23 protein-coding genes, 1 tRNA gene and 1 other RNA gene are annotated in these 23,410 nt (G+C 71.8%); 10 read left to right on the top strand and 15 right to left on the bottom strand.

Annotation, left to right across the window (positions count from 1 at the left end; translation table 11 throughout):
- Positions 1-191: 191 nt before the first annotated feature.
- Both VNF07_02280 and VNF07_02275 read left to right on the top strand, forming a co-directional pair.
- Complete coding sequence (locus VNF07_02280) at positions 192-482, top strand: STAS domain-containing protein (protein ID HVB05059.1); 291 nt, start codon at positions 192-194, stop codon at positions 480-482.
- Positions 479-859, top strand: a complete 381-nt coding sequence (locus VNF07_02275) for an ATP-binding protein (protein ID HVB05058.1) — start codon at positions 479-481, stop codon at positions 857-859. Before VNF07_02280 ends, VNF07_02275 begins: the two co-directional genes overlap by 4 nt.
- A gap of 573 nt (positions 860-1,432) precedes the next feature.
- Here VNF07_02275 and VNF07_02270 read toward each other — a convergent pair.
- The 4 genes from VNF07_02270 to VNF07_02255 form a co-directional block, all read right to left on the bottom strand.
- Positions 1,433-2,566: an IS630 family transposase gene (locus VNF07_02270; protein ID HVB05057.1), complete on the bottom strand. Its 1,134-nt coding sequence runs from the start codon at positions 2,564-2,566 to the stop codon at positions 1,433-1,435.
- Positions 2,567-2,640: 74 nt separating this feature from the next.
- Complete coding sequence (locus tag VNF07_02265) at positions 2,641-3,042, bottom strand: hypothetical protein (GenBank protein HVB05056.1); 402 nt, start codon at positions 3,040-3,042, stop codon at positions 2,641-2,643.
- Positions 3,043-3,178: 136 nt separating this feature from the next.
- Positions 3,179-3,529, bottom strand: a complete 351-nt coding sequence (locus VNF07_02260; protein ID HVB05055.1) for a nucleotidyl transferase AbiEii/AbiGii toxin family protein — start codon at positions 3,527-3,529, stop codon at positions 3,179-3,181.
- 533 nt (positions 3,530-4,062) lie between these two features.
- A tRNA-Val gene (locus VNF07_02255) sits at positions 4,063-4,136 on the bottom strand.
- A gap of 86 nt (positions 4,137-4,222) precedes the next feature.
- On the opposite strand from VNF07_02255, the gene VNF07_02250 reads away from it, so the two are divergent.
- Both VNF07_02250 and VNF07_02245 read left to right on the top strand, forming a co-directional pair.
- A complete protein-coding gene (locus VNF07_02250) occupies positions 4,223-6,646 on the top strand; it encodes a hypothetical protein (protein HVB05054.1) in 2,424 nt (807 codons plus the stop codon).
- Complete coding sequence (locus tag VNF07_02245) at positions 6,643-7,434, top strand: glycosyltransferase (protein ID HVB05053.1); 792 nt, start codon at positions 6,643-6,645, stop codon at positions 7,432-7,434. The genes VNF07_02250 and VNF07_02245 overlap by 4 nt, the downstream gene beginning before the upstream one ends.
- Positions 7,435-7,439: 5 nt before the next feature.
- Here VNF07_02245 and VNF07_02240 read toward each other — a convergent pair whose 3' ends face one another.
- Entirely contained in the window at positions 7,440-8,222 is a 783-nt protein-coding gene (locus VNF07_02240) for a hypothetical protein (protein ID HVB05052.1), read from the bottom strand.
- Between the two features lie 197 nt (positions 8,223-8,419).
- On the opposite strand from VNF07_02240, the gene VNF07_02235 reads away from it, so the two are divergent.
- The 4 genes from VNF07_02235 to VNF07_02220 all read left to right on the top strand — a co-directional run bounded on the left by VNF07_02235 (position 8,420) and on the right by VNF07_02220 (position 12,430).
- Positions 8,420-9,502 (top strand): LCP family protein, encoded by a 1,083-nt coding sequence (locus VNF07_02235; protein HVB05051.1) that lies wholly within the window; start codon positions 8,420-8,422, stop codon positions 9,500-9,502.
- Between the two features lie 47 nt (positions 9,503-9,549).
- Positions 9,550-10,143, top strand: a complete 594-nt coding sequence (locus tag VNF07_02230) for a 3'-5' exonuclease (protein HVB05050.1) — start codon at positions 9,550-9,552, stop codon at positions 10,141-10,143.
- A gap of 71 nt (positions 10,144-10,214) precedes the next feature.
- Positions 10,215-11,360 carry an acyl-CoA dehydrogenase family protein gene (locus tag VNF07_02225; protein HVB05049.1) on the top strand — a complete coding sequence of 382 codons (1,146 nt, stop codon included), beginning with the start codon at positions 10,215-10,217 and terminating at the stop codon, positions 11,358-11,360.
- Complete coding sequence (locus VNF07_02220) at positions 11,357-12,430, top strand: acyl-CoA dehydrogenase family protein (protein ID HVB05048.1); 1,074 nt, start codon at positions 11,357-11,359, stop codon at positions 12,428-12,430. The genes VNF07_02225 and VNF07_02220 overlap by 4 nt, the downstream gene beginning before the upstream one ends.
- Here the strand turns inward: VNF07_02220 and VNF07_02215 are convergent.
- The 6 genes from VNF07_02215 to VNF07_02190 all read right to left on the bottom strand — a co-directional run bounded on the left by VNF07_02215 (position 12,423) and on the right by VNF07_02190 (position 17,683).
- A complete protein-coding gene (locus tag VNF07_02215) occupies positions 12,423-13,754 on the bottom strand; it encodes an MmgE/PrpD family protein (protein HVB05047.1) in 1,332 nt (443 codons plus the stop codon). The two genes, VNF07_02220 and VNF07_02215, sit on opposite strands and share 8 nt — an antisense overlap.
- 54 nt (positions 13,755-13,808) lie before the next feature.
- The gene (gene trpD, locus VNF07_02210) at positions 13,809-14,882 is read right to left on the bottom strand and encodes an anthranilate phosphoribosyltransferase (GenBank protein HVB05046.1); all 1,074 of its coding nucleotides are present in this window, start codon (positions 14,880-14,882) and stop codon (positions 13,809-13,811) included.
- A gap of 19 nt (positions 14,883-14,901) precedes the next feature.
- Entirely contained in the window at positions 14,902-15,132 is a 231-nt protein-coding gene (locus VNF07_02205) for a WhiB family transcriptional regulator (GenBank protein HVB05045.1), read from the bottom strand.
- Positions 15,133-15,281: 149 nt separating this feature from the next.
- Positions 15,282-15,878, bottom strand: coding sequence for a DUF3501 family protein (locus tag VNF07_02200; GenBank protein HVB05044.1), 597 nt, complete (start codon positions 15,876-15,878; stop codon positions 15,282-15,284).
- Complete coding sequence (locus tag VNF07_02195) at positions 15,875-17,170, bottom strand: heterodisulfide reductase-related iron-sulfur binding cluster (protein HVB05043.1); 1,296 nt, start codon at positions 17,168-17,170, stop codon at positions 15,875-15,877. Before VNF07_02195 ends, VNF07_02200 begins: the two co-directional genes overlap by 4 nt.
- A gap of 90 nt (positions 17,171-17,260) precedes the next feature.
- A complete protein-coding gene (locus VNF07_02190; GenBank protein HVB05042.1) occupies positions 17,261-17,683 on the bottom strand; it encodes a rubrerythrin family protein in 423 nt (140 codons plus the stop codon).
- A 133-nt stretch (positions 17,684-17,816) separates the two neighbouring features.
- Between VNF07_02190 and VNF07_02185 the strand changes: the two genes are divergently transcribed.
- Positions 17,817-19,256: an FGGY-family carbohydrate kinase gene (locus tag VNF07_02185; GenBank protein ID HVB05041.1), complete on the top strand. Its 1,440-nt coding sequence runs from the start codon at positions 17,817-17,819 to the stop codon at positions 19,254-19,256.
- 15 nt (positions 19,257-19,271) lie between these two features.
- On the opposite strand, the gene VNF07_02180 is transcribed toward VNF07_02185, so the two are convergent.
- The 3 genes from VNF07_02180 to xseA form a co-directional block, all read right to left on the bottom strand.
- Entirely contained in the window at positions 19,272-19,808 is a 537-nt protein-coding gene (locus tag VNF07_02180) for an ACT domain-containing protein (GenBank protein ID HVB05040.1), read from the bottom strand.
- A gap of 81 nt (positions 19,809-19,889) precedes the next feature.
- Positions 19,890-20,156, bottom strand: coding sequence for a hypothetical protein (locus VNF07_02175; protein HVB05039.1), 267 nt, complete (start codon positions 20,154-20,156; stop codon positions 19,890-19,892).
- On the bottom strand, positions 20,153-21,772 hold the full coding sequence (gene xseA / locus VNF07_02170; protein HVB05038.1) for an exodeoxyribonuclease VII large subunit: 1,620 nt from the start codon (positions 21,770-21,772) through the stop codon (positions 20,153-20,155). Before xseA ends, VNF07_02175 begins: the two co-directional genes overlap by 4 nt.
- Positions 21,773-21,858: 86 nt before the next feature.
- Here xseA and rnpB point away from each other — a divergent pair.
- Positions 21,859-22,199, top strand: an RNA gene (gene rnpB, locus VNF07_02165) — RNase P RNA component class A.
- A 124-nt stretch (positions 22,200-22,323) separates the two neighbouring features.
- Here rnpB and VNF07_02160 read toward each other — a convergent pair.
- Complete coding sequence (locus tag VNF07_02160) at positions 22,324-23,079, bottom strand: DUF6338 family protein (protein HVB05037.1); 756 nt, start codon at positions 23,077-23,079, stop codon at positions 22,324-22,326.
- Positions 23,080-23,410: the final 331 nt, after the last annotated feature.

The raw sequence follows: 23,410 nt of genomic DNA, 5'->3' as shown, positions 1-23,410 counted from the left end.
GTAGCCGCGCAGCCGAAAGGATCACGCTCGAGTCCTGTATTGAACGCTGAGCGTTGGGCGAACGCTCGTGTCCGCGTGTCGACGTCATCTAGAGCTAACGCCGCCAGCTCGAACGAGGCCGAGATATCGAGGACGCAGTGGATCCACGAATAGGCGTCGCCGGCGCGAAGCCGCCCGGCACTGAACTCAGCGTGCGCATCGAGACCGATGCGGCAGGCATCCCCGTCGTCTATGTGAGCGGCGAGCTCGACTCATCGAACCTGGACGGCTTTCGTCAGGCCATCGATCCGGTCATCTCCCCAGCGCCGGAGCGCGTCGTGTTCGAACTCACCGAGCTCCGCTTCCTCGACAGTGCGGCGATCGCGCTGCTCGTCGAGCTGGCCACCGGTCCCTGTCCGGTCGAAGTGCGCAACCCGACGCGTATCGTGCGCAAGGTCATCGCAATCACCGGCCTCACCGAGCTGCTGCACCTCGCCTCGTGAGGACGACCCGGACCTTTCCCAACGATCTCGAGGAGATCGGGAGCGCTCGTCGCTTCGTCTCCGAGGTGCTCAGCGGTGTCGAAGAGGAGGCCGTCGAAGAGACGTGCCTGATGGTCTCAGAGCTCGCCACCAACTGCGTGCTCTACACCTCGGCACCCTTCGCCGTGCAGGTCGACCACACGCAGCGGACGCTACGGATCGAAGTCTCCGACCACGGAGTCGACGCGCCGGTACTGCAACCGATGCGGACCACGAAGCCGGGTGGTCGGGGGATACGCATCGTTGAACTCCTCGCCGACGACTGGGGCGTGATCCGCGCTGCCGGGAGGCCGGGCAAGCTCGTGTGGTTCACGCTCGCGCTCGCGGAGCCCGCGTAGGGTCACATCACCTGTCGGGTCACCGCTGTCGGGTCACCGCCGCGGCAAGGCCTTCGGCGCTCCGGACCGACAGAAGCGAACACGACCCCGGCCAGCGAATCGCAGACCAGGGGCTTCTCGGGTGGGCCGTACAGGACTTGAACCTGTGGCCCCTTGCGTGTCATCTCCCTCGGAACCGTCTGTTGGGGTCCAGAGAGATCCACGGAGAACCTCTGACCTGCGCTGCCGTTCCGTAGCCGTCTGCGGAGATCAATAGAAATCTAACGTCGTTGCTGAAGTCGTTGCTGAAGTCGAGACAAGGCACATGGATGTGCAACGACTCGGAACAAGGCTTCATCGCAGGCTGGTCTCCATTCGTCTCGCGGACGATGTCCCACTCGCGAACCAACGCGGTACTGACACGGCCGTAACGACGACAGGAACGATGCCGAAAACGAGCGCTTTGAGGCCCAGCCAAGCGTCGATGGTGACTGCATTCCTGTGCTGGCCAGCAGCACTGCCAGCGGGTGATGTATCTGGTCTGATCTCGATCGTGGAACTCGGTCGGTCGGCGCGGCTCTCGCTAGTGCCGTGTCAGGCAACGTTTGCGCGGTTCACCAATTCACGGAGTGCTTTGTCGTGAGCGTTGCGGTTCCGCCAGATGATGTAGCGGCGGATCATCGAGGCCTGCTCTTTGTGTGACGGGTGATCGGTGCCGTCGAGGCAGAAGTACCGCAGTGCCTGGAACTGCGCCTCGATGCGGTTCAGCCACGACGAGTAGGTCGGTGTGTAGGCGAGTTCGACGTTGTTTGCCGCTGCCCAGATCCCGACCCGACCGTCGGTCTTGGTCGTGCGGTGCGGGCTGAAGTTGTCGAGGACGATCGCGATCCGCACCTCGGGCGGGTGGAGTGAGCGCAAGTAACGGCAGAACGCGAGGAACTCGGTTCTGCCCTTGTGAGCCGTGACGTGGCCATAGAGCTTGTTCGTCGACAGGTCGTATCCGGCCATCAGGTGCCGGACGCCGTTCGGCCGTGTGTAGGTGGCGCGACGCCGACGGCGTCGCGGAGCGTCGGTCGTCCCTTTGCCCACGGCCGACGGCGCCCACTGCTTGCCGGGGTGGGGCTGGAGGTTGAGCGGTCCGAACTCGTCGAAGCAGATGACGACACCCGGATCACCATCGCCAGCTGGCGCTTTGCCATCGGCGATCGCGTAGAGCTCGAGGATGCGGTTCTTCTTCTCCTCGAAGTCGGGGTCGTTCGAGGCCTTCCACGTCTTGATCACCTGAAAGGTGACGCCTTCCTCCCGGAGCAGGGTCCGGAGACCCTCGTGGCTGATGTCGTCGATCACTCCCTCAGCCACCAGGTACTCGGCCAACTTCGACAGCGACCAGGTCGAGAACGGCAGTCCCTTGTCGACCGGTCTCGAGAGCGCGACCTTCTTGATCTCCTGTCGTTCCGGCAGGGTGAACTTCGCCGGCCGACCACCGGAGTACTTCGGTGCCAAGGCATCGAACCCGTCGGCGTTGAAGTTGTGGATCACCTCGCGGACGCGGTCCTCAGAGGTGAAGGCGATCTTCGCGATCGCCGGCACGTCCATCCCTTGCGCGGACCACAGCACGATCTGGGCTCTTCGCCACCGCACGACCGACCCCGAACCCCGTCGGACGATGCCGAGGAGCTTGTTGCCTTCGGGACCGGAGATCTCCCGCACCACCACACGTTCGGCCATCGCAGAAGTCTGCGCGACTCGGGTCGCGGAGTGGTGGACGCGAACCCGTCAGACGTTGGCGGTCACGGCACTAGTTACGTTGAGAGCTGACTCTCGCAGTCGTCGGCGGTCACCTCGGTGAGGAACCGGGCAAGTTCCCCAACGGTCGTGAAGAGCTTGGGGGCATAATCTTTGCGATCTCCGAGAAAGTCGTCGATGTCGTCGGAGATCTGACGCGGTGAGAAGGACTCCTGAGGGTCCTTAACCTCGAGGATCCAGATCGTCTCCGTGCTCGGATCGGCAAGGATCGTGTCGATCTCGCCGGTGAGGTGATCCAGGCCGATCTCGCTGGGCGTCTCTGCGCCCTGCCGACACGGAAAGCCGAGGTCAAGAACGACCTTGTGCACCTCATCCTCGAGCTCGTCGTTCCGACCCTGTCGATACTTTTTGGTCGCCGCCTGGACTTTGCCCGGAGTCGTGCTCTGCACTGCGGCCACGGCAGGCGACCATCACCGATGTAGCGCCCGTAGACCCTCAGGGATGATTCCAGCGCCCACGGCAGTCCGAGCCGCTAACAACGCGCACGCAACCCGAGCTGCCACGCTGCCCGGATCCCGCTGAATTGACGCCTGCTTACCGCCCCCAGCTGAGGTTGACGGGGTCCCAGGTGCCGGTCGCGTCACCGGCAAAGACGGGGTCGAGGAAGGGCTTCACGATCGAGAGCGCTTCGTCGAGTGTGTGCGCTCGGGGCAGGAGCGACTTGTTGGCCTCCGCCTCGTAGCCAGGGCGCCAGAGCGACTCATCCGGGATGACGAACTCGGTAGCCGCCCCGAGCCCCCGGCGCTCGAACTCCGGCCTGATTGCCCTCCCGACGGCCTCCGCATCAGGTGACGCGGTGGTGGCGATTGCGACGAGATCGACGAGATCGCGGTAGCGGGTGGAGGGTCGTCGCGCGTCGCCGTACAGCTGGAAGGTGGCCGCCACCATCGCCGAGCGTCGGGGTGCCGGAGTAGTGGCTGACACTTTCGAGCAGACCTCGATGGCGTGGAGGTCGGCCGGGTTGAGCTCGACGAATCCGTCGACCGCAGCTCGATCGAGGGAGAGTCGTCGATTGTCAGACGCGAGTTCGCTCGAGGACGTAATTCAGCTCAAAACCGCCGTCGACCGTTCCATCGGTTACCTGTCATCTCGCGACGACCAACAGTTCATGCCGCGAGAGATCGCAGCGGCGGCCCTTGCTCGCAACAATCGCCTCTTCGGGGCAATGGTCGCCCTGCAGCAGGCGTTGTACCCCGACGTCTGCGGGATTCCCGTTCGGCCGATGATCGAAAAGGGTGACCCTCGATGGGCGAGCCGGCCGCGCACTGCGCAGCCCGCCAGAACTCGTAGTACTCCTCGAGCTTCGCGATCGCACCGTCGACGTCCACGATGGTTTCCTTGGGCTCGCGGTTTGGCTCGCGACGTTCACCGGGCCGCTGCCTCGGGAGCAGGCCAGGCCCCTGACCTGCTCCCCTCGGTGGGCCGTACAGGACTTGAACCTGTGACCCCTTGCGTGTCATGCAAGTGCGCTACCAGACTGCGCCAACGGCCCGATGGGCGGCAACGCTAGCACCCGGCCCTCCCGGCGGTGCCCGACGGCGATGCCGCCGGGCGAGACTCGGCCGGTAGGATCGCCGCGTGCAAACCCTCTCCGACCTGGGGATTGACCGTCCCTGGGCGGCCGAGGAGCCCCCCGGCGGCGTCGCACCGCCACCGCGGCGGCGTGCCCTGTCGGGCGACGCGCTGGCTCGCGTCGCGACCGCCCTCTGTGTGATCGGTTCGACGGTCTTCGTCATCGCACAGCTGCGGCCAGGGCTGATCCTCGGTCCGAGCACCGACGTCGGCGGCGACACCGCGGCGCACATCGTCGCCTCCTTCTACCTCATCCACCACCTCATCCCCCGTGGCCAGCTGTCGGGCTGGGACCCCCAGTGGTGGGGCGGCTTCCCCCTCTACGTCTTCTACTTCCCGCTCCCCGCCGTCGTGATCGCCGCGCTCGCGCCGATCCTCTCCTTCACCGTCGCCTTCAAGATCGTGACCGTGCTCGGGACGATCCTCCTCCCGGCGGTCGGCTACGCCTTCGGCCGCCTGGCCGGCTTCGCCCGACCGATCCCGGCCCTCATCTCGGTGGCGACCCTCGCCTTCATCTTCAACGCCTCGTACTCGATCGACGGCGGCAACCTCGCCTCCACGCTCGCCGGCGAGTTCTCCTTCACCCTCGCCCTCACCTTCGCTCTCGCCTTCCTCGGCGTCTTCGCACGGAGCCTGCAGACGGGGCGCCTGCGATGGCTGGCGGCGCTGCTCTTCGGCTGCACGGTGCTCTCCCACGTCGTCCCGGCGCTCTTCGCGGCAGCGGGCGCGGTCGGGCTGTGGCTCGCCTCGAGTGATCGGCGCGCCGGTCTGCGTGTCCTGCTCGGCGTCGGAGTGGTCGGCGCCCTGCTCCCCGCGTTCTGGCTCTTCCGCTTCGCCGCCGACATCCGTTACTCCTCCTCGATGGGCTACCAGCGCGTCGGCGACCCGCTCGGCACCCTCTTCCCCCCGAGCGGCGAGCTCGCCGTGCAGCTCCTCGCGGGCGTCGGCCTCGGGCTCGCGATCTGGCGGCGCGAGCGCGTCGCCCTCGTCCTCTCGGTGCTCGCGGCCGCCTCCGCGCTCGCCTTCTGCGTCTTCCCCGCGGGAACCATCTACAACGGCCGATGGCTGCCGTTCTGGTTCCTTGCGACGGCCCTCGTCGCCGCCTACGCGGTCGGGGAGCTCGGCCGCCTCGCCTTCAGCGCCCCCGTCTTCGGGCGCTCCCACGAATGGGTGACGCCCGTCTTCACCGGCCTCCTCACCGTCTCGGTGGTGGCCGGCTACCTCGGCGTGCTGCCGCTCGTGCGCACCCCCCAGACGAGCCAGAGCTTCCTCAGCGGGTGGGTCAGCTGGAACTACTCGGGCTACGAGGCCAAGCCCGGCTGGCACCAGTACCAGTCGGTGCTCGCGATGCTGCTCAGCGCCGCCAAACAGCACGGCTGCGGCCGCCTGGACTACGAGTACACCGCCAACGCGAGCAACGTCTTCGGGTCGACGCTCGTCGAGATGGCCTTCCCCTACTGGACGGGAGGCTGCATCGACTCCGAGGAGGGCCTCTACTACGAGTCCTCGACCACGAACCACTTCCACTTCCTCGACCAGTCCGAGCTGTCGATCGACGCCTCGAACCCCGTGCCGGGCCTCCCCTATCAGGGCCTCAACGTCACCGACGGCATCCACCACCTGCAGCTGCAGGGGGTGAAGTACTTCCTCGCCAACTCCGCCGAGGTGGAGGTCGAGGCCGAGGCCGACCCCGATCTGCAGCTCGTCGCCTCGACCCCGGCCTCGGCCGACGTCGTCGAGACCTCGACCAAGGCGACCACGCCTGCGAGCCCGCCCCGCTGGGAGCTCTTCCTCATCAAGGACTCCCCCATCGTCGCCCCGCTCACCGAGCAGCCGATCGTCGAGAGCGGGCTGAGCAAGGCCGCCTGGGACCAGACGGCCCAGGACTGGTACCAGACGCCGGCCGACTGGGCGGTGCCGGTCGTCACGACCGGCCCGGCCGGCTGGCGGCGCGAGGACGCCGGCACCCTCCTCGGCGCCAACGCCGAGCCACCGCTCCCGAAGACGACCGTCAGCGACGTCGTCACCACCGACTCGACGATCGCCTTTGATGTCACCCGCACCGGCGTCCCCGTCGACGTGCGGATCCCCTACTTCCCGAACTGGCAGGCGAGCGGCGCGACCGGTCCCTACCTCGCGACGCCGAACCTGATGGTCGTCGTGCCGACCTCGCACCACGTCGTGCTCTCCTACGGGACGACGACGATCGACTGGCTCGGACGCCTCGGCACGGCCCTCGGCCTCGGCGGCGTGATGCTGCTGAGCCACCCGTACGTGCCGCCGACGACGCTCCTCATCGAGGAGCCGGCGGCGGGGGGAGCCGAGCCCGGCGAGCCGGGCCCCGGCCGGGTCCCCGACGGCCACGACTTCGACTTCGGCCTCCCCGCCGACGCCGCCCCGGGTGACGGCGAGGCGAGGGACGACGGGTGAGCCGCCCACCGGCAGACGAAGCGCCCCCCGATCTCTCCTTCGTCCTCCCGAGCCACAACGAGATCACCCTCCTCGGCTCGACGGTCACCAACCTCGTCACCGGCCTCGAGGAGCGGGGGGCGAGCTACGAGATCCTGATCGTGGAGAACGGCTCGCGCGACGGGACGCTCCGTCTCGGCCGCATGCTGGCGGCGCAGCTCGGGCACGTGCGCGTCCTTCACCTCCCCGTCGGCGACTACGGCGCCGCGCTCGCCGCGGGTTTCCGGGCGGCGCGCGGCCGCTTCGTCGTGAACTTCGACGTCGACTACTACGACCTCGCGTTCCTGGACGACGCGCTCGCGATCCTCGGCGACGAGTCGGTCGGCGCGGTGCTGGCGAGCAAGCGGGCCGTCGGCGCCACGGACCGTCGGCCGCTGCACCGTCGCCTGCTCACCGCGGGGTTCACGACGACGCTCCACCTCCTCCTCGACCTCGAGGTGAGCGACGCGCACGGGATGAAGGTGCTGCGACGCGAAGAGCTCCGTGGCGTCGTCGACGAGTGCAAGCTGCGGGGGAGCCTCTTCGACGTGGAGCTCGTGACCCGGGCCACCCGCGGCGGCCTCGTCGTGCGGGAGCTGCCGGCGACGGTCGTCGAGCGGCGCCCTCCTCGCAGTGGCGTCGCCCGCCGGAGCGTCGAATCACTCCTCGGCGCGCTGCGCCTGCGGCTCATCCTCGGGGCGAAAGAACCTCCGGAGGCGGACGGGGGGCGCGTGCGGCAGCGCCTCGCTCGCTTCGCCGGGCGCGGCTGAACCCGTCAGGCCGCGGTGCGGACCGAGGCCGTCCGGGCGGGGTGCGCGAGCAGCCGCACGATGTTCGCCACGTCGCTGTTCGCGGTGCTGAGGGCGCGGTCGGCGCGGGCGAGCGCGCCGTTGCCCTGCCAGGTGCTCGGCTGGGTCGCCGGGAAGTCCTGCGGCTGCAACGCGAGCAGCGTCGCGGGGAGGTTCCCGACGTCGGCCGTCACCGCGTTCAGCCGGTTGTCGAGATCCCGGTGATCGGCGTTCAGCCGCGCCGTCGAGCGCTTCTGCCCGGCGGCGGTGATCGCCGCGCCGAGCGCCGCCGACTGCCGACGGAGCGCCTTCGCGCTAGCAAGGTCGCCGTCCGCGGCGATCACCTCGTTCACCACGGGGGTGACGAGGAGGAGGATGTGCGCACCGACCATCGCCTGCACGTCGCCGCGCAACGCGGCGATCGTCGTCTCGGTGGGCACCTTCTGCTCGAGGGCGGAGACGGCGCTCGCGTCGGTCGCGACGGTGCTGCTCAAGGTGCTGCGGTCCGAGACGGGGAGGCTGGCCGACCCGGAGATCGCCCCACTGAGGGTCGTGAGCGCGGTGGCGCGCGCCGAGAGGGCGCTCGTGATCCACGCCGTCGCCGTGGCGAGGGGCATCGTCGCCGGAAGGAAGGGCGCGGAGTAGTCCGCTGTCGGCGCGGGGAGGACCTTGACGCGCACGGCCGCGGAGGCGGCGGGCAGCGCGAGCGCGGCGCACAGGAGCGCTGCCGCGCCCCCCGTCACCACCCTGCGCACCCTGCTGCCGGTCATCTGCCGCGCACTCTTGTCTCCCCGGACCCGCTGGTCCCTTTGCCGCCGGCACCTCGCGGGCGGCACTTGTGGACTTCCATCCTTGCCGCTCGTTGTTGGCGATCGCCCAAAGAATTGTGATCGAACGGTGAGGGGCGAGCCCACGACCGCGTAGAGCGGTAACCTCCAGCGCCGTGCGTGGTCGTCGCCCGCGATCCATGCCCCGGCCCCCGCATCGCAGACTCGCCGGCGGCGGTGCGGTCCGCCTCGAGCGTTACCGCTCCCGTGGCGACCGCAACCTGAAGTGGCTCCGGCCGCTGCTCAGCGGCCTCGCCCTCCTGCTCGTCGTCGCGCTCCTCTCGAGCGCGTTCTACGTCGGCTACGCCCGCTGGCGCTTCGACCAGATCGCGAAGCCCCGCCTCGCCGGGCTCACGCCGCGCGTCGCGGGGAGGCCGTTCGACGTGCTCTTCGTCGGCGCCGTGCCCGAGGCCTCCCCCACGGCGACGACGGCCGGCGGCGCGCGGGCGGAGGCGGTGATCGTCGCGCGCATCGTGCCGAGCAGCGGGGAGATGGCGCTGCTGTCGATCCCGACCGACACCGTCGTCCAGCCCTCCCACGGACGCGCCACCCTCCCCGCCCAGACGATCGACCGAGTCCTCGAGTCGGGCCCCGAGACCCTGCTGCAGACCGTCGAGCGCGACTTCCACCTCCCACTCAGCGACTACGTCGCGGTCGACCTCGGCGCGCTGCCGGGCCTCGTGGCCGCGCTCGGCGGACTGTCGCTGCACGTCCCCTACGCCCTCCACGACACCAACGCCGGGCTGAGCGTCGACGCCACCGGCTGCGTGCGCCTCGACGGTGAGCAGGCCGCGGCGCTGCTCGCGAGCCGTAACCTCCTCTACTACGACCGCCAGGCGGGCGGCTGGCAGAACGACGAGGGGGGCGCGTCGAGCGCCGCGGCGCGCGCCAACGGTGTCTTCGCGGCGCTGTCCGCGCGCCTCGGCGGGCTGACGACGAGCCCGGGGGGGCTCTTCGCGACCCTCGGCGCGCTGCCCGCCAGCCTCGTCGTCGACCCCTCGATCACCGAGAGCGCCCTCTACGAGCTCGGCCGCGCGCTCGCCGCGGGTGCGGGCGCGGCGCGGGCGACGGTCCTCCCCACGAGCGCGACGGCCAACGGCGCGGCGGCGCGCCCCGCCACGGCGAAGGACCGCGCGGTGCTCTCGGCCTTCCTCGCCTTCGGGAGCGCGTCGTCTCCCCCGCTGCCGGCGAGCGCCGCGGCGTTCGACCCGGTGCCCTGCTGAGCCGGGGGTCCGCTGGATCGTCACACCGTCGCCCTATCGTCACGGTCGTGGGGGTGTTCGCGAGCCCGTTGCTCGCCCGCGGGAGGCCGGCGCACTACGCGGTGATCGACCTCGAGACGACCGGCCTCGACGCCGACGCGTCGGCGATCGTCGAGTGCGCGATCGTCGAGCTCGACGCGGCCGGGGTCGTGCGCGACGAGTGGTCGAGCCTGGTGCGCATCGAGGGCCACGTCGGCGCGAGCGAGATCCACCACATCGCGGAGCCGATGCTGCGCGGCGCACCGAGCTTCTCGGACCTCCTCCCCGACATCGTCGACCGGCTGCGCGGCCGCGTCGTCGTCGGCCACGTGGTCGGCTTCGACCTCGCCCACCTCGCCGCCGAGTTCCGCCGCGCGGGGCGGCGCCTCCCAGACCTCCGCCGCGCCAGCCTGTGCACGCGGGCGATCGCCGAGTCCGCCGGGCTCGAGCGGCCGCGCACCCTCCTCGGCTGCTGCCGCGCGACGGGGGTCGCGCACCGCGGCGCGCACACCGCGCTCGGCGACGCCCGCTCCACCGCCGCGCTCCTCCGCCACTTCCTCGCCAAGGGCGCGGTGCGCGGGCGGCGCCGCCTGGCGCGCCGCGCGGCCCGCCTCGACTGGTGAGGCCCACCGGCTGAGAGCGTCGCGGCTACGCGCCGCTCCGTGCGCCCCGCTCGGCTCGGTAGGTTGACCCGGTGCGCTTCCAGCCGGTGACCCTCACCCCCGCCGAGCAGCGCCTTCGTGACGAGGTCCGCGCCTTCCTCGCCGAGACGCTGCCCCCCGGCAGCTTCCGCCCGAGCCTGGGGATGAACGCCGTGCACTCCCCCGAGTTCTCCCGCGCCGTCGCCGCCAGGGGCTGGGTCGGCATGGCGGTGCCCTCCGAGCACGGGGGCCCCGGGCGCAGCCCCGTCGACCGCTTCATCGTCGCCGAGGAGCTGCTCGCCGCCGGCGCGCCGGTCGCCGCGCACTGGGTGGCGGATCGCCAGACGGCGCCGACGCTGGCCGCCTTCGGCACCGACGAGCAGCGGGAGCGCTTCCTCGGCCCGATCATGCGCGGCGAGTGCTACTTCTCGATCGGGATGTCCGAGCCCGACGCCGGCTCGGATCTCGCCGCGGTGCGCACCACGGCGACACGCGCCGATGGCGGCTGGCTCGTGAACGGCACGAAGATCTGGACGAGCAACGCCCACCGCAACCATTTCTTCACCGTCCTCTGCCGGACCTCTCCCCCGGGCGAGGAGCGCCACGACGGCCTCTCCCAGCTCATCGTCGACCTCGCGTCGCCCGGCGTGGCGGTCAACCCGATCCACTTCCTCGACGGCAGCCACCACTTCAACGAGGTGGCGATGACCGACGTCTTCGTCCCCGACGGGCTCGTCCTCGGCGAGGTCGGGATGGGCTGGCAGCAGGTCACCTCCGAGCTCTCCTTCGAGCGGATGGGCCCCGACCGCTACCTCTCGAGCTACCAGCTGCTCGCCGCCTACGTCCGTGAGCGGGTCGGCCCCGAGCCGCCAGCGGCCGTCGCCGAGGCCCTCGGCCGCCTGGCGGCGCGGCTGTTCGCGATCCGCCAGTGCTCGCTCTCGGTCGCCCGCTCCCTGCAGGAGGGGCACCCCTCGACGGCCGCGACCTCGATCGCGAAGGACCTCGGCACCAACTTCGAGCAGGAGGTCGTCGCCACCGTGCAGGAGCTGGTCGAGGAGGACCCCGACCCGACCTCGGCCTCGCTCCTCGAGTCGCTCCTCGCGCAGGCGGTCGCGATCGCCCCCTCCTACACCGTGCGCGGCGGGACGACCGAGATCCTGCGCAGCGTCGCGGCACGGGCGCTCCGGGAGGGCCGGTGAGCGACCTCCTCGAGGAGAGCCTCGAGCGCCTCTTCGCCGAGCGGTGCGGCCCGGAGGTCCGCCGGCGCGCCGAGGAGGAGGGCTTCGCCGCCGAGCTCTTCGTCCTCCTCGAGGAGTCGGGCTTCACCCAGCTCTCCGTCGACGAGCGCGCCGGTGGCGCGGGCGGGGGCATCGCCGAGGCGGCGACGCTCTGCCGCCTCGCCGGCCGCCACGCCGTCCCCCTCCCCCTCGCAGAGTGCACGCTGCTCGGGGGCTCCCTCGTCGCCACCGCCGGGATGACCCTCCCTCCGGGTCCCCTCGGCGTCGCCCTCCCCCACCGCGGCGACGGCCTCGTGCTGTCGGGGGGCGCCGGGAGCTGGCGCCTCTCCGGACGCGTCGGGCGGGTCCCCTTCGGGGGGCGCGCGAGCCACCTCGCCGCCGTCGTCGAGGGTGCTGGGGACGAGCACGTCCTCCTCGTGCCGGTCGCGCTGGCCGCGGTCGAGGCGGGGCGCAACCTCGCCGGCGAGGCGCGCGACGCGCTCCGCTTCGACGACGTGAGCCTCGGTGACGCGCACGTCGCCGAGGCTCCCCCCGGCACGGCGGCGGACCTCGAGCTGCGGGGGGCGCTCTCGCGGTCGCTGCTCATCGCCGGCGCCGCCGAGGCGGTCTCGGCGATGACCCTCGACTACGCCGGCGAGCGGCGGCAGTTCGGGCGGCCGATCACCGGCTTCCAGGCGGTCGCCAACCGCCTCGTCCTCCTCGCCGCCGAGGCCGAGCTCGCGGGGATGGCGGCACGCGTCGCCGCCGAGCGCTTCGCGGCGCTCGGCTCAGCGGCCGCCTTCGAGGTCGCGGCGGCCAAGGCGAGCGCCTCGCGCGCCGCCACCGCCGTCGCCGCCCACGCCCACCAGGTGCACGCCGCGATCGGCATGACGCGGGACTACCCCCTCCACCACTTCACGCGCCGGCTGTGGGTCTGGCGCCAGGAGTGGGGCGGCGAGGGCCACTGGGCGCGCCGCCTCGGCACCCTCGCCGCGGACTGCGGCGCGGAGGGCCTCTGGCCGCGCCTCACCGCCGAGCCCTCCGCTAGCTGAGCAGGCCCGCGACCGAGGGGGCGCGGGCGGTCGCCCAGAGCCCCTGCAGGGTCACGCCGGCCCCCCCGCCGAGGCACGCGGCGGCGAGCTCGCTGAACTTCGCGGAGAGCTCGTCGTCGGAGAGCGGGTCGTCGGGGTCGCCGCGACGGGTGCGCGCCTCGTGGGTGAGCGGGCCGCGGCCGGTGGTCTGCACCGTGACGCGCGCCGCACGCTGGTGGGGGAAGAGGGCGTCGAACTCGGGCGAGACGACGAGGGCGGTGCGGCCGACGAGGTCGCGCAGCACCGGGTCCGCGAGGCGCTCCTCGCTGAAGGCATCGATGCGCACGGCACCGGTCGCGAGCGCCGCCGCCGCGCAGTAGGCGATCGAGAACTTCGCCTCGAAGGGCGTCGTAGGGGTGAGGTTGCCGGCGACCGCGATCGGCGTCGCAGCGGTCTCGACGACGATGCGCGCCACCTCGTCGGGGACGAGGCCGTGCTCGGCTCGCAGCGCGAGCATCGCGTCGACCGGGGCGAAGGTGTGGCCGCACCCGGTGTGGTTCTTCACCGTCACCTCCTCGACCGCGAGGCGCGCCCCGAGGGGCGCCACGACGGCGCTCCAGTCGGCCTCCCCGCACATCGCGGCGGCGAAGCCGGCCGGCCCCTCGAGGACGTCGAGCGCTCCGGTGAAGCCCTCCGCGGCGGCGAGCGCGGCGAGCAGCCCCGCCTCCGCGGCGTGGCCGGCGTGCAGCGGCTTGGCCATCGCCTCGCTGCGGAAGGACTGCTGCAGGCCGGCGGCCATCGTCGTCGCGACGGCGAGCGCGTGCGCCGACTCGGCCGCCCCGAGGCCGAGCGCCGCGGCGCCGGCCGCCGCCGCGCCGAGGGTCCCGACGGTACCGGTGGTGTGCCAGAAGCGGTAGTGCCCGGGGGTGACCGCCGCCGCGACGCGACAGCCGACCTCGTAGCCGAGGGCAACCGCCCGCAGCAGCGCCGCCCCGGAGAGCCCCCTCGCCTCGGCGAGGGCGAAGGCGGCGGCGATCGTCGGCGCGCCAGGGTGGTAGATGCCGTCGCGGTAGATGTCGTCGACCTCGATGGCGTGCGCCGCGGTGGCGTTCACGAGCGCCGCGGTGCGCTCGCTCGCCCGCCGCCGACGGCCGAGCAGGGTCGCCGGGCCGCCGCCCTCCGACGCGAGGGCTGCGGCGAGGGCGCGCGGGGCGGGGTGCTCGGCGCCGGCGTAGACGGCGGCCGCCCAGTCGACGAGGGCGCGCGTCGCCCCGTGCTCCGCACCGTCGCCGAGCTCGCCGGGGGCTCCGGCGATCAGCTCCCCCAGCGCCTCACAGGTCGTCATCGGCTCGCTCCTCGTCGTCACGCGGACCCGGCCAGCCTTGCCGCGTCCGGCGCGTCAGGCGAGCGCTGCGGCGTGCGCCGCCTGGGAGTGCTCGACGAGCAGGTGGAGCGCGCTCGCTGCCCTCCCCGAGTCGAGCGACTCGCGCGCGAGCGCGACGCCGGCGGCGAGGTCGGCGGCCGCACCGGCGACGTAGAGGGCCGCCGCCGCGTTGAGGCAGACGATGTCGCGCTGCGGGCCCTCCTCGCCGCCGAGGAGGGCGACGAGGCGCGCCGCGTTCAGCTCCGGGTCGCCGCCCGCGAGCTCGGAGCGCTCGGCGTGCGCGAGGCCGAGGTCGCGGGCGTCGAGGAGGTAGCGGTCGCGCACCCGGCCGCCCGCCCCGTCGAGGCGGCTCTCGAGCACCACCGAGGGGGCGGTCGTCGAGAGCTCGTCGAGGCCGTCCTCCCCGTAACAGACGATCGCGTGCTCCGCGCCGTTGGCCTCGAGGACACCGAGCATCTTCTCCGCCATCCGCGGGTCACCGACGCCGACCACCTGCCGGCGCACGGCGGCGGGGTTGGCGAGCGGCCCGAGGAAGTTGAAGACCGTGGCGACGCCGAGGCCGCTGCGCACCGGGCCGACGTGGCGCATCGCGGGGTGGAAGCGGGGCGCGAGGCAAAAGCCGATCCCCGCCTCCGCGACGCAGCGGGCGACGCCGGCGGGGCCGAGGTCGATCGCCACGCCGAGCGCCTCGAGGACGTCGGCCGAGCCGGCCTGCGAGGAGGCCGCCCGGTTGCCGTGCTTGCAGACCGCGACGCCCGCCCCCGCGCAGATGAGCGCGGCCACCGTCGAGACGTTGATCGTCCCCGAGCGGTCGCCACCGGTCCCACAGGTGTCGATCGCCGCCCTGTCGAGGACGACGACCTCGCCGGCGCGGCGCATGGCGCGGACGAAGGCCGCCATCTCCTCGACGGTCTCGCCCTTGGTGCGCAGCGCCGCGAGGAAGGCGGCGATCTGCAGCGGCTCCACGCCCCCCGACAAGATGTCGTCGAAGGCCGCGCCGGCGAGCTCGGCGCTCAGGTCGTCGTGCTGGAAGAGCTGGCTGAGCAGCCCCGGCCACCCGCCCGCGTCGAGCAATGCCGCGGTGCTCATCGCCTTGTGGAGGTGGAGATCAGGCCGTCTTGCGCCGCTGACGGCTGAGCCGACGCCGCTCGCGCTCGGTGAGGCCGCCCCAGACACCCTCGCGCTCGCGGTGCGCCAGCGCGTGCTCCAGGCACAGCTGCCGGACTGCGCACGTGACGCAGATCGCCTTGGCCTCCTCGGCGTCGTCTTCCGCTGACGGGAAGAAGATGTCGGGGTCGAGGCCTTGGCAGGCCGCTCGGTTGCGCCAGGTGGCGTTCATCGGAGGTATCCCACTTTCGGTATTGATGGTCCGGCCGGTTCAGCCCTTCGGGAGGGTCAACTAGGATGACCCGCCCTCGTCGGGCTGACCCTGAACGCGGAGCTGAACATTGTGCTATAGCGCGGCGCCTCTGTAAAGACCGGCCCCCGCTACGCCCAGTCGGCAGCGATCGACGCCTTGGTCTCTCGGCCGAGCTCGGTCGCGTGCCGGTACTCGGGATGGTCGATCTCGAGGCGCACGCGGTGCTCGACCAAGCCGGCGCGTAGCGCCTCGGGGAGGACGACGCGCACATAGTGGACCGAGGCGGTGACGTTGTCGCGGGTCAGCTGGCGCTCGTGGTCGGGGTCGAGGAGCGCCCCCTCGACGTGCTCGTCGTCACCGTCCCCGACGCGCACCAGCACCGAGCGCTCGACGCCGACGAGGCGGGGCAGCCACTCGCGCAGCTCCGTCTCGCTCGTGAGCTCGATGAACATCGTCATCGACAACTCGCCGGGGGCCGGGATGAGCGGGTTGTAGACCGCCAGCTCGCCCTCGATCTGCTCGTCAGTGACCATCTTCTCCGCGCGCGCCATCTCCTGGATCTGGAAGCGAACGGTCGTGCGGTTCTCGAGCACGACTGTGACGAGGGGGCCGATCGCGACCCGGCGCAGCCGCTTCAGCGCGATCACCTCGGCGCGGAAGGCCTCCCGCTCGCGCTCGTAGGCACGCAGGTCGGCGATGTCTCCGAGGACGAGCGGCGCGCTCACGACTCGGGGAGGCCGTAGGCGCGGGCGAAGAGGGTGATCGGGTGCACCGGCTCGGCCCCGGTCTCCTGGCGGATCGCGGTGTTCGCCAGGTGGCAGTCGCCGCAGACGGCGTCGGCGCCAGCGGCCTGCACCTCGCGGGCGAGCGGGCGGGCGACCTTGCGGGCGAGGTCGTAGTTCTCGGCGCGGTAGCCCCAGGTCCCGTCGATCCCCGAGCAGCGCTCGATGAGGGTGACCTTCATCCCCGCGAGCGCGAGCAGGTCGCGCGCCCGCGCCCCGATGTTCTGGGCGCGCAGGTGGCAGGCGAGGTGGTAGGCGACGTGCTCGGGCACCTCGCCGGGGAAGTCGGTGTCGAGGGGGCCGCCCTCGCCGCGGTGCGCGGCGAGCAGGTACTCGGCCGGGTCGAAGGTGTGCGCCGCGACGAGGGCGGCGTCGGCGCCGCCGACGTAGATCGGGTAGTCCTTCTTCAGCACGTAGGCACAGGTCGGCTGGGCGACGATCACGTCCCGCCCGGCGCGCACCTCGACGGCGAGCGCGGCCACGTTGCGCTTGGCCTGCTCGGTGAACTGGGCGACCTCGCCCTGGTGCAGCCACGGAGCGCCGCAGCAGCGGGTGCCCGCCGGGAGCGAGCAGGCGAAGCCGTTGTGCTCGAGGACCCCCACGATGTCCTTGCCGATCGCGGGCTCCATGTACTCGACGAAGCACGTGGGAAAGACGCTCACCTCGGCGCGGGGCGACTCGACAGCGACCGGCTCGCGGTGCTTGAACCAGCTCGTGAAGCGCTGGCGCGCATAGGGGGGGAGGAGGCGCTCGGCGTGGATGCCGACCGTCGCCTGCATCGCCTTGCGGGCGAGCGAGCCGGTGCGGCCGGTGATCGCGTTCACCACCGGGGCGGCGGTGCTCGAGAGGCGCCCGAGCAGGTCGGTGCGACCGAGGAACTGGTCGGTGACCTTCTGCTTGAAGGGCCGCGGCTTGCTCGCGCCGACCGCGTGGGCGCGCATCATGAGGCGCGGGAAGTCGAGCTGCCACTCGTGCGGAGGCACGTAGGGGCACTTCACGTAGCAGAGCTTGCACTGGTAGCACTCGTCGACGACCTGGTCCTGCTCGTCGGGGGTGAGGTCGTGCACCGCCCCGTCGTGGACGTCGTCGATGAGCGAGAACAGTGTCGGGAAGCTCGGGCAGAGGTTGAAGCAGAGGCGGCAGCCGTGGCAGAGGTCGTAGACGCGGTCGAGCTCGCCGCGCAGGTCCGTCTCGTCCAGGTACTGCGGGTCGTGGGGGTCGTAGGTGGTGGTCATCGTGGTCCTCTCACGGCCGCTCGTCTCTCCGGTGGGCGCGCGTCGCGCGCAAGGGGCGGGGCCTTCGCCCCGCCCCATACCCCTCGCGGTTCAGCCGCCGACGGACTGCAGGCCCTCGGTGAAGCGCCCGGCGTGGCTCTTCTCGGCGCGCGCGAGGGTCTCGAGCCACTCGCCGATCTCCTCGAAGCCCTCCTCGCGGGCGGTCTTCGCGAAGCCCGGGTACATCTCGGTGTACTCGTAGGTCTCGCCCTCGATCGCCGACTTCAGGTTGTCGGCGGTGGGGCCGACGGGGACGCCCGTGACAGGGTCGCCGGTCTCCTTCAGGAAGTCGAAGTGACCGAAAGCGTGGCCGGTCTCACCCTCGGCGACCGAGCGGAAGAGCGCCGCGACGTCCGGGTAGCCCTCGACGTCGGCCTTCTGCGCGAAGTAGAGGTAGCGCCGGTTCGCCTGGCTCTCGCCGGCGAAGGCCTCCTTCAGGTTCGATTCGGTCTTGGAGTCCTTGAGTGCCGGCACCGTGCATCTCCTTCTCGCCCGCGAGGGCTATCTGAACTAGTTCGAAGTTTGGTTTAATTCTAAACCTTCGGCCGCGCTGATCAAGCGGCCAGGTGGCAGGCTACAAAGCCGTGCGGCAGCTGTCACCCACCCGATGAGGCACCTCCTCGTCCTCGACGTCGGCACGACCGGCGTGCGCGCCACCCTCGTCGACGAGGAGGGCCTCCCCGGCGCCGTCCGCTACCGCCGCACGGCGCCGAGCCGACCCGCGGCGGGGGTGAGCGAGTTCGACCCGGCGGCGCTCGCCGCGGCGGCGCTCGCGGTCGCGGGCGAGGCCCTCTCCGGTGCGAGAGTCGCGGGGGTGGCGGTCGCCAACCAGCGCGCCTCGACGGTGCTCTGGGACGCCGCCGACGGCCGCCCCCTCGGCCCCGGCCTCGGCTGGCAGGACCTGCGCACCGTCGGGCAGTGCCTGGCGCTGCGCGCCTCGGGGCTCCGCCTCGCACCCAACCAGTCGGCGACCAAGCTCGCCTACCTCCTCGGCGCTGCGGGGGCGGGCGCCTCCGAGCCCCGCTTCGGCACCCTCGACACCTTCATCGCCTGGCACCTCTCGGGCGGCGCCCTGCACGTCACTGACGCGTCCAACGCCGGCGTCACCGGCCTCCTCGCCGGCGACGGCAGCGGTTGGGATCCGGCCGTGCTCTCGGCGCTCGGGCTCGACGAGGCGCTCCTCCCCGCGATCGTGGCGTCGAGCGCCCTCCTCGGCGAGGCGAGCGCCCTCCCCGGGGCGCCCCCGATCGCCGGTCTCGTCGGGGACCAGCAGGCGAGCCTGATCGGCCAGGGCTGCGTGCTCCCGGGTGCGGCGAAGGCGACCTTCGGGACGGGCGGGATGCTCGACCTCTGCGTCGGTGGCGAGCGGCCGGCGTTCGCGGTGCGCGGCGAGGCGGGGACCTTCCCGATCGTCGCCTGGCGCCTCGGCGAGGAGCTCACGTGGGGCATCGAGGCGATCCTCCTCGCCGCCGGGAGCTGCGTGGAGTGGCTGCGCGACGGCCTCGGCCTCATCGAGCGGGTCGAGGACTCCTCAGCGCTCGCCGCCTCGGTGCGCGACTCGGGCGGGGTGACCTTCGTCCCTGCCTTCGGCGGCCTCGGCACCCCGGCGTGGGACTTCGGGGCACGCGGCACCCTCGTCGGCCTCGACCAGTCGACGACGCGCGCCGAGATCGTGCACGCCGTCCTCGACGGCATCGCCCAGTGCGGCGCCGACCTCCTCGAGGCCGTGGAGTCCGACGGTGGCTGTCGGATCGAGCACCTCTGCATCGACGGTGGGATGAGCACCAACGCGACCTTCGTGCAGCTGCTCGCCGACGCGACTGGCCGGCCGGTCCTCGTCTCCGCGGTGAGCGAGGCGACGACCCTCGGCGCGGCCTTCCTCGGCGGGAGCGCCTGCGGCCTCTACCCCTCACTCGCCGGGGCCACCGGCCTGATCGGCGCCCCGAGGGCCGTGGAGCCGCGCCGGCGCGCCGACCGGGGGCGCTGGCTCGACGCGCGCGAACGCGCCCTTCGCACCGTCCCGCTTCTCTCCGCGCTCGAGTTCTGAGGTTGCGCCGCCCCCTCAGGTGGGGCGGGCGACGTGCTCGCGGACCTCGCAGCGCATCTCGAGCTGCGCGGCGAGGCTGATCAGCTCCTCCTCGAGGCCGCGGAGCGCCGCAGGGTCCTCGAGCGCGACCACGAGCTCGAGCAGCGACGGCTCGGCGCTCGTCGAGCCGGCGACGTGGCCGACGAGGTCGACGACGTTCCCGCCCGCCTCCGCCACCGCCCGTGCGACGCGCGCCACGGTCCCGGGGCGGTCGGCGCCACGGATCGAGATGCCGACGAGGCCCCCGAGGTCCGGGTGCCGGGCGTCGTCGGGGATCGGTCGGATCAGCAGCTGCAGGCCCAGCTCCTCGATCGCCGGCGTGAGCGCCTCCTCGATCGCGACGCCGCTGCTCACGCCGGGGGCCTCGAGGACGAGGACGATCGCGAACTGCCCGTGCAGGATCGCCATGCGCGACTCCGCGAGGTTGCAGCCGAGGTCGGCGAGCGCCTGGGTCACCGCCGCCACGATCCCTGGACGGTCCTGCCCGACGGCGTGGAGGGAAAAGCGCGCCATGGTCCAGGGTAACGCCGGGCCCGAGCGCCCTACCTGCGGGATCTACCGTCGGCCCGAGGATTCTTGCAGCCGTAACACGGCTCAGCCCTGCCGCTCGCCTTCCGTTCCCCCCACGGCGTCGAGGCGGGGCATCAGCTCGTCGACGCGCTCGCGCGCCGAGCGGATCCGCCGGTCGAGGTCCTCGACGATGTCGATCGCACGCCGGAAGCGCACCTCGAGGCGGTCGACGTCGATCAGGCCCTGGTCGAGCTCGCCGATGATCGTGTCGAGCTCCGCCGCGGCCTCCGCGTAACCGAGCTCGCCGACCGGGCGGCCCTCCGGCACGGCGTCGGAGTCGGGCGCGCTCATCGCCGCCCATCCTCGCGTGCCGTGGGCGGGCTCACCACCGAGGTCACCGAGCCGTCCTGCAGGCGCGTGACGATCGCCTCGCCGGCCGTGACCTCGCCGACCGAGCGGAGCAGCCGGCCCGCGGCGGTGTGCGTCAGCGACCAGCCGCGGCCGAGCTGGCGCTCGGGGTCATAGGCGGTGAGCACCTGCCGGCATCGCTCGAGGTCAGCGCCATCACTCGTCAGCCGTCTCGCCGCCCCGACCGAGAGACGCTCTGAACGCTGCGCGAGCGAGCCCCCCTCGACGCCGAGGCGCCGGCGGGTGCTCGTCGGGAGCACCTCCACTGCGGTGCGGATCGCCCGCTCCCGGTGGTCGAGCTGGCGGTGGGTCGAGTGCACGAGCGCGTTCGTGCGGACTGCGAGGCGACCCTTCGCGGCGTCGAGGCGGGCGCCCGCAAGCGAGGCGAGCTGGCCGACCCGGCGGCGCATCTCGTCGTAGTAGGCGGCGACGCGGGCGACCACCGCCTCGCCGCAGGCCGTCGGGGTGATCGCCGAGAAGTTGGCCACCTCGTCGGCGACCGAGCGGTCCCCGGTGTGGCCGACGCCCGACCAGACCGGGAAGGGCGCGGTGGCGATCGCCCGCGCCACCACCTCTGCGTCGAAGGCGGCGAGGTCGCCGCGTGCGCCGCCGCCGCGGACGACCACGACGAGGTCGGGGCTCCACGCCTCGAGGCGCTTCAGCGCCGCGGCGAGCTGCGCCGGCGCGTCGGCCCCCTGCACGAGGGAGGGCTCGAGGTGGACCTCGAAGGCGAAGCCCGAACGGTCGAGCTGACCGGTGAAGTCGCGGTGACCCTCGGTGCCAGGGCTCGCCACGAGGCCGATCCGTAGCGGCACGAGCGGGACGGGAAGGCGGCGGTTGGCGTCGAGGATGCCCTCGGTCTCGAGGGTCTTCAGCAGCTGGCGGCGCGCCGCTGCGATGCTCCCGAGCAGCGCCTCGACGTCGAGACCGGTGAGGGTGAAGCGGAGGCGGCCGCCTCCCTCCCAGACCGAGACGCGGCCGCGCACGCGCACCACGCGGCCGACCTCGAGCTCGACACCCGCCGCCGCCAGCTGCGCGGCGATCGGCGGCCAGTCGCGCGCCCAGCAGGCCACCTCGAGCTGCTGGGCCGCCCGCCCGTTCGTCTCAGCGCCGTGGTCGGCGAGCTCGAAGTAGTGATGACCGCCACGCGCCTCGCGCATGCCGCGGATCTCGCCAGTGACCCAGACCTCGTCCGGGAAGGCGCCCTCAAGGGCGTGCCGGACCCGGCGGTAGAACTGGGCGATCGACAGCGACTCTTCGGGCTCGTCCTCTTCGCTCTGCTCGCCGGCCGGGGGCGGCAGGGGGCGCTCGGCCGGCACCTCGCTCTCGGCGGGGGGGGCCGTCGGGTCGCTCGGAGCGAAGAGCGCGTCGATCCAGCGCTCCTCGACGGCGTGGGTCCGCCGCGCCGCGCGCCGCGTCGCCGCGGCGTGCACCTTCTCGACTCTCGCGAGGAGCTCGCGGGCCTCGTCCCCGCTCGCGTCCGCGTCGCTCTCGGTTTCGGTCACCTCGACCGAGTAGTCGAAGGTGAAGCGCTGTTCTTCGGGGGGCGGTGAGGCCACGGTCGAAGGCTAACGGTGTGCTGTCGCAGTGGCGGGGAGCCTCCGGGTCCCCGCCGCCGCCAGCCCTGCGATACTGGACCCGGCGGCGAGTCGACCGGGTGGTCGCGGCGCGTCGGTTCGCCGGCGTGTCGAGGAAGGTCGGGGCTCCGCAGGGCAGGGTGCTGGCTAACGGCCAGTCGGGGTGACCCGCAGGAAAGTGCCACAGAAAACAGACCGCCGATGGCCGAAAGGCACAGGTAAGGGTGAAACGGTGCGGTAAGAGCGCACCAGCGGTCGGGGTGACCCGGCCGGCTCGGCAAACCCCACTCGGAGCAAGGCCAAAGCTGGGACGGGCTGCCCGTCCGATGTCCCAAGGTAGGCCGCTTAGATGGATGGCCACCCCCCGGGCAACCGGGGACAGAACCCCGCCTACAGGTCGACTCGCCGCCGCTACCTCGTCGGGAACCACAAAATAGCCATTTACCTGGGCTTTTAATAGACCTCTGTTGACCGTCACTGACCACGCTTCGCACCCCTGCCGCGTCAGATCCGCGTCAGAAAACGCGCGCGGCTCACTCCTCACTCGCGCTGGGACTGGCTCCTCGCGGCGGGGCTGCAGTCGTCGGCTTCGACGCGTACCCGACGAACAGCTCACTGATCTCTCGACCAGAAATGACCACCAGTTCCCACGTCGACGCCAACGACTCGGGCTGGGCTGCCCCTGGCCGTCGCACTGAGATCGGATGCTTGAGTGCAAGATCGCGATCCTCGTGGTCCGTAGGGGTAAAGCCGCCGACGCGCCCGGTCCAGAGGCTTCCATCCTTCTTCAGGACCGTGACCATCGTGTCGGCCCCAACCGGGCGAGACGTGGCGAGCACTTCCTGCCACACCGACGCGTTTGACATTCGTTGGTACAGCACATGGCCCAGACGAGTCTCGATCCATCGTTGGAACCGAAGAGCGAGGCCTCTTCGGTCTGCACGGTTGAGGGATCGGTGCACCAGCGCAGCGATCGTGAGACCAACTGCCAAGACCACAGCAATCGTGAACACGACTGCCGAGTAGTGACCGCGCCAGTAGGCGTCGAGGCCATCTCGGGCTATCGCTGCCGGACTGGCGAACGTAGCCGCGCCTAGCCAGCGCAGCGCAGCGACAAAGCCGACACCAGCTAAGTCGAGGAGGACACTCCAGAGCAGGATCCGTGATGCCTCCTCGAGACTCGTTTGCTCGAAGGGCGGCCGTTGGTGCTGCCGGAGCAGCTCGAACAACATGCCAGGCACTACACAGAGAACGAAGAGGAGCAACGCCCCTAGCGTCTCAGGAATCACGGTAAAGTTTCCGGAGGTTTACTTTTCTCCCCCCGAAGCCTGGGACCCACTACCACCGTCTGATGAGGCAGCAGGTGGCGAGTAGTCGGGCGCCATATTGAGCGGCATCGGAATGTCAGGCGGCAGCTGCCCGCTCGTCGGCTCGAAGGTCATGAAGGCGCCCTTGCGCCCCTCACCAATCCCGCGAACACCCTAGGGTGAAATGCCTTCTCCAGGCACCGACTTGGGCGCGCGCGTCGAGGCCGCGGTCCGGCAGGAACGGGTGAAGTTGTCGGTGGACTGAAGGGCTATGCAGCCTTCTCGATCAAGCTGACGTCGAAGCCGAGCGCCT

The sequence above is a fragment of the Acidimicrobiales bacterium genome (genome assembly GCA_035533595.1).
Classification (GTDB): Bacteria; Actinomycetota; Acidimicrobiia; order Acidimicrobiales; family Bog-793; genus DATLTN01.
This window is presented reverse-complemented; position numbering and strand designations above follow the sequence as displayed.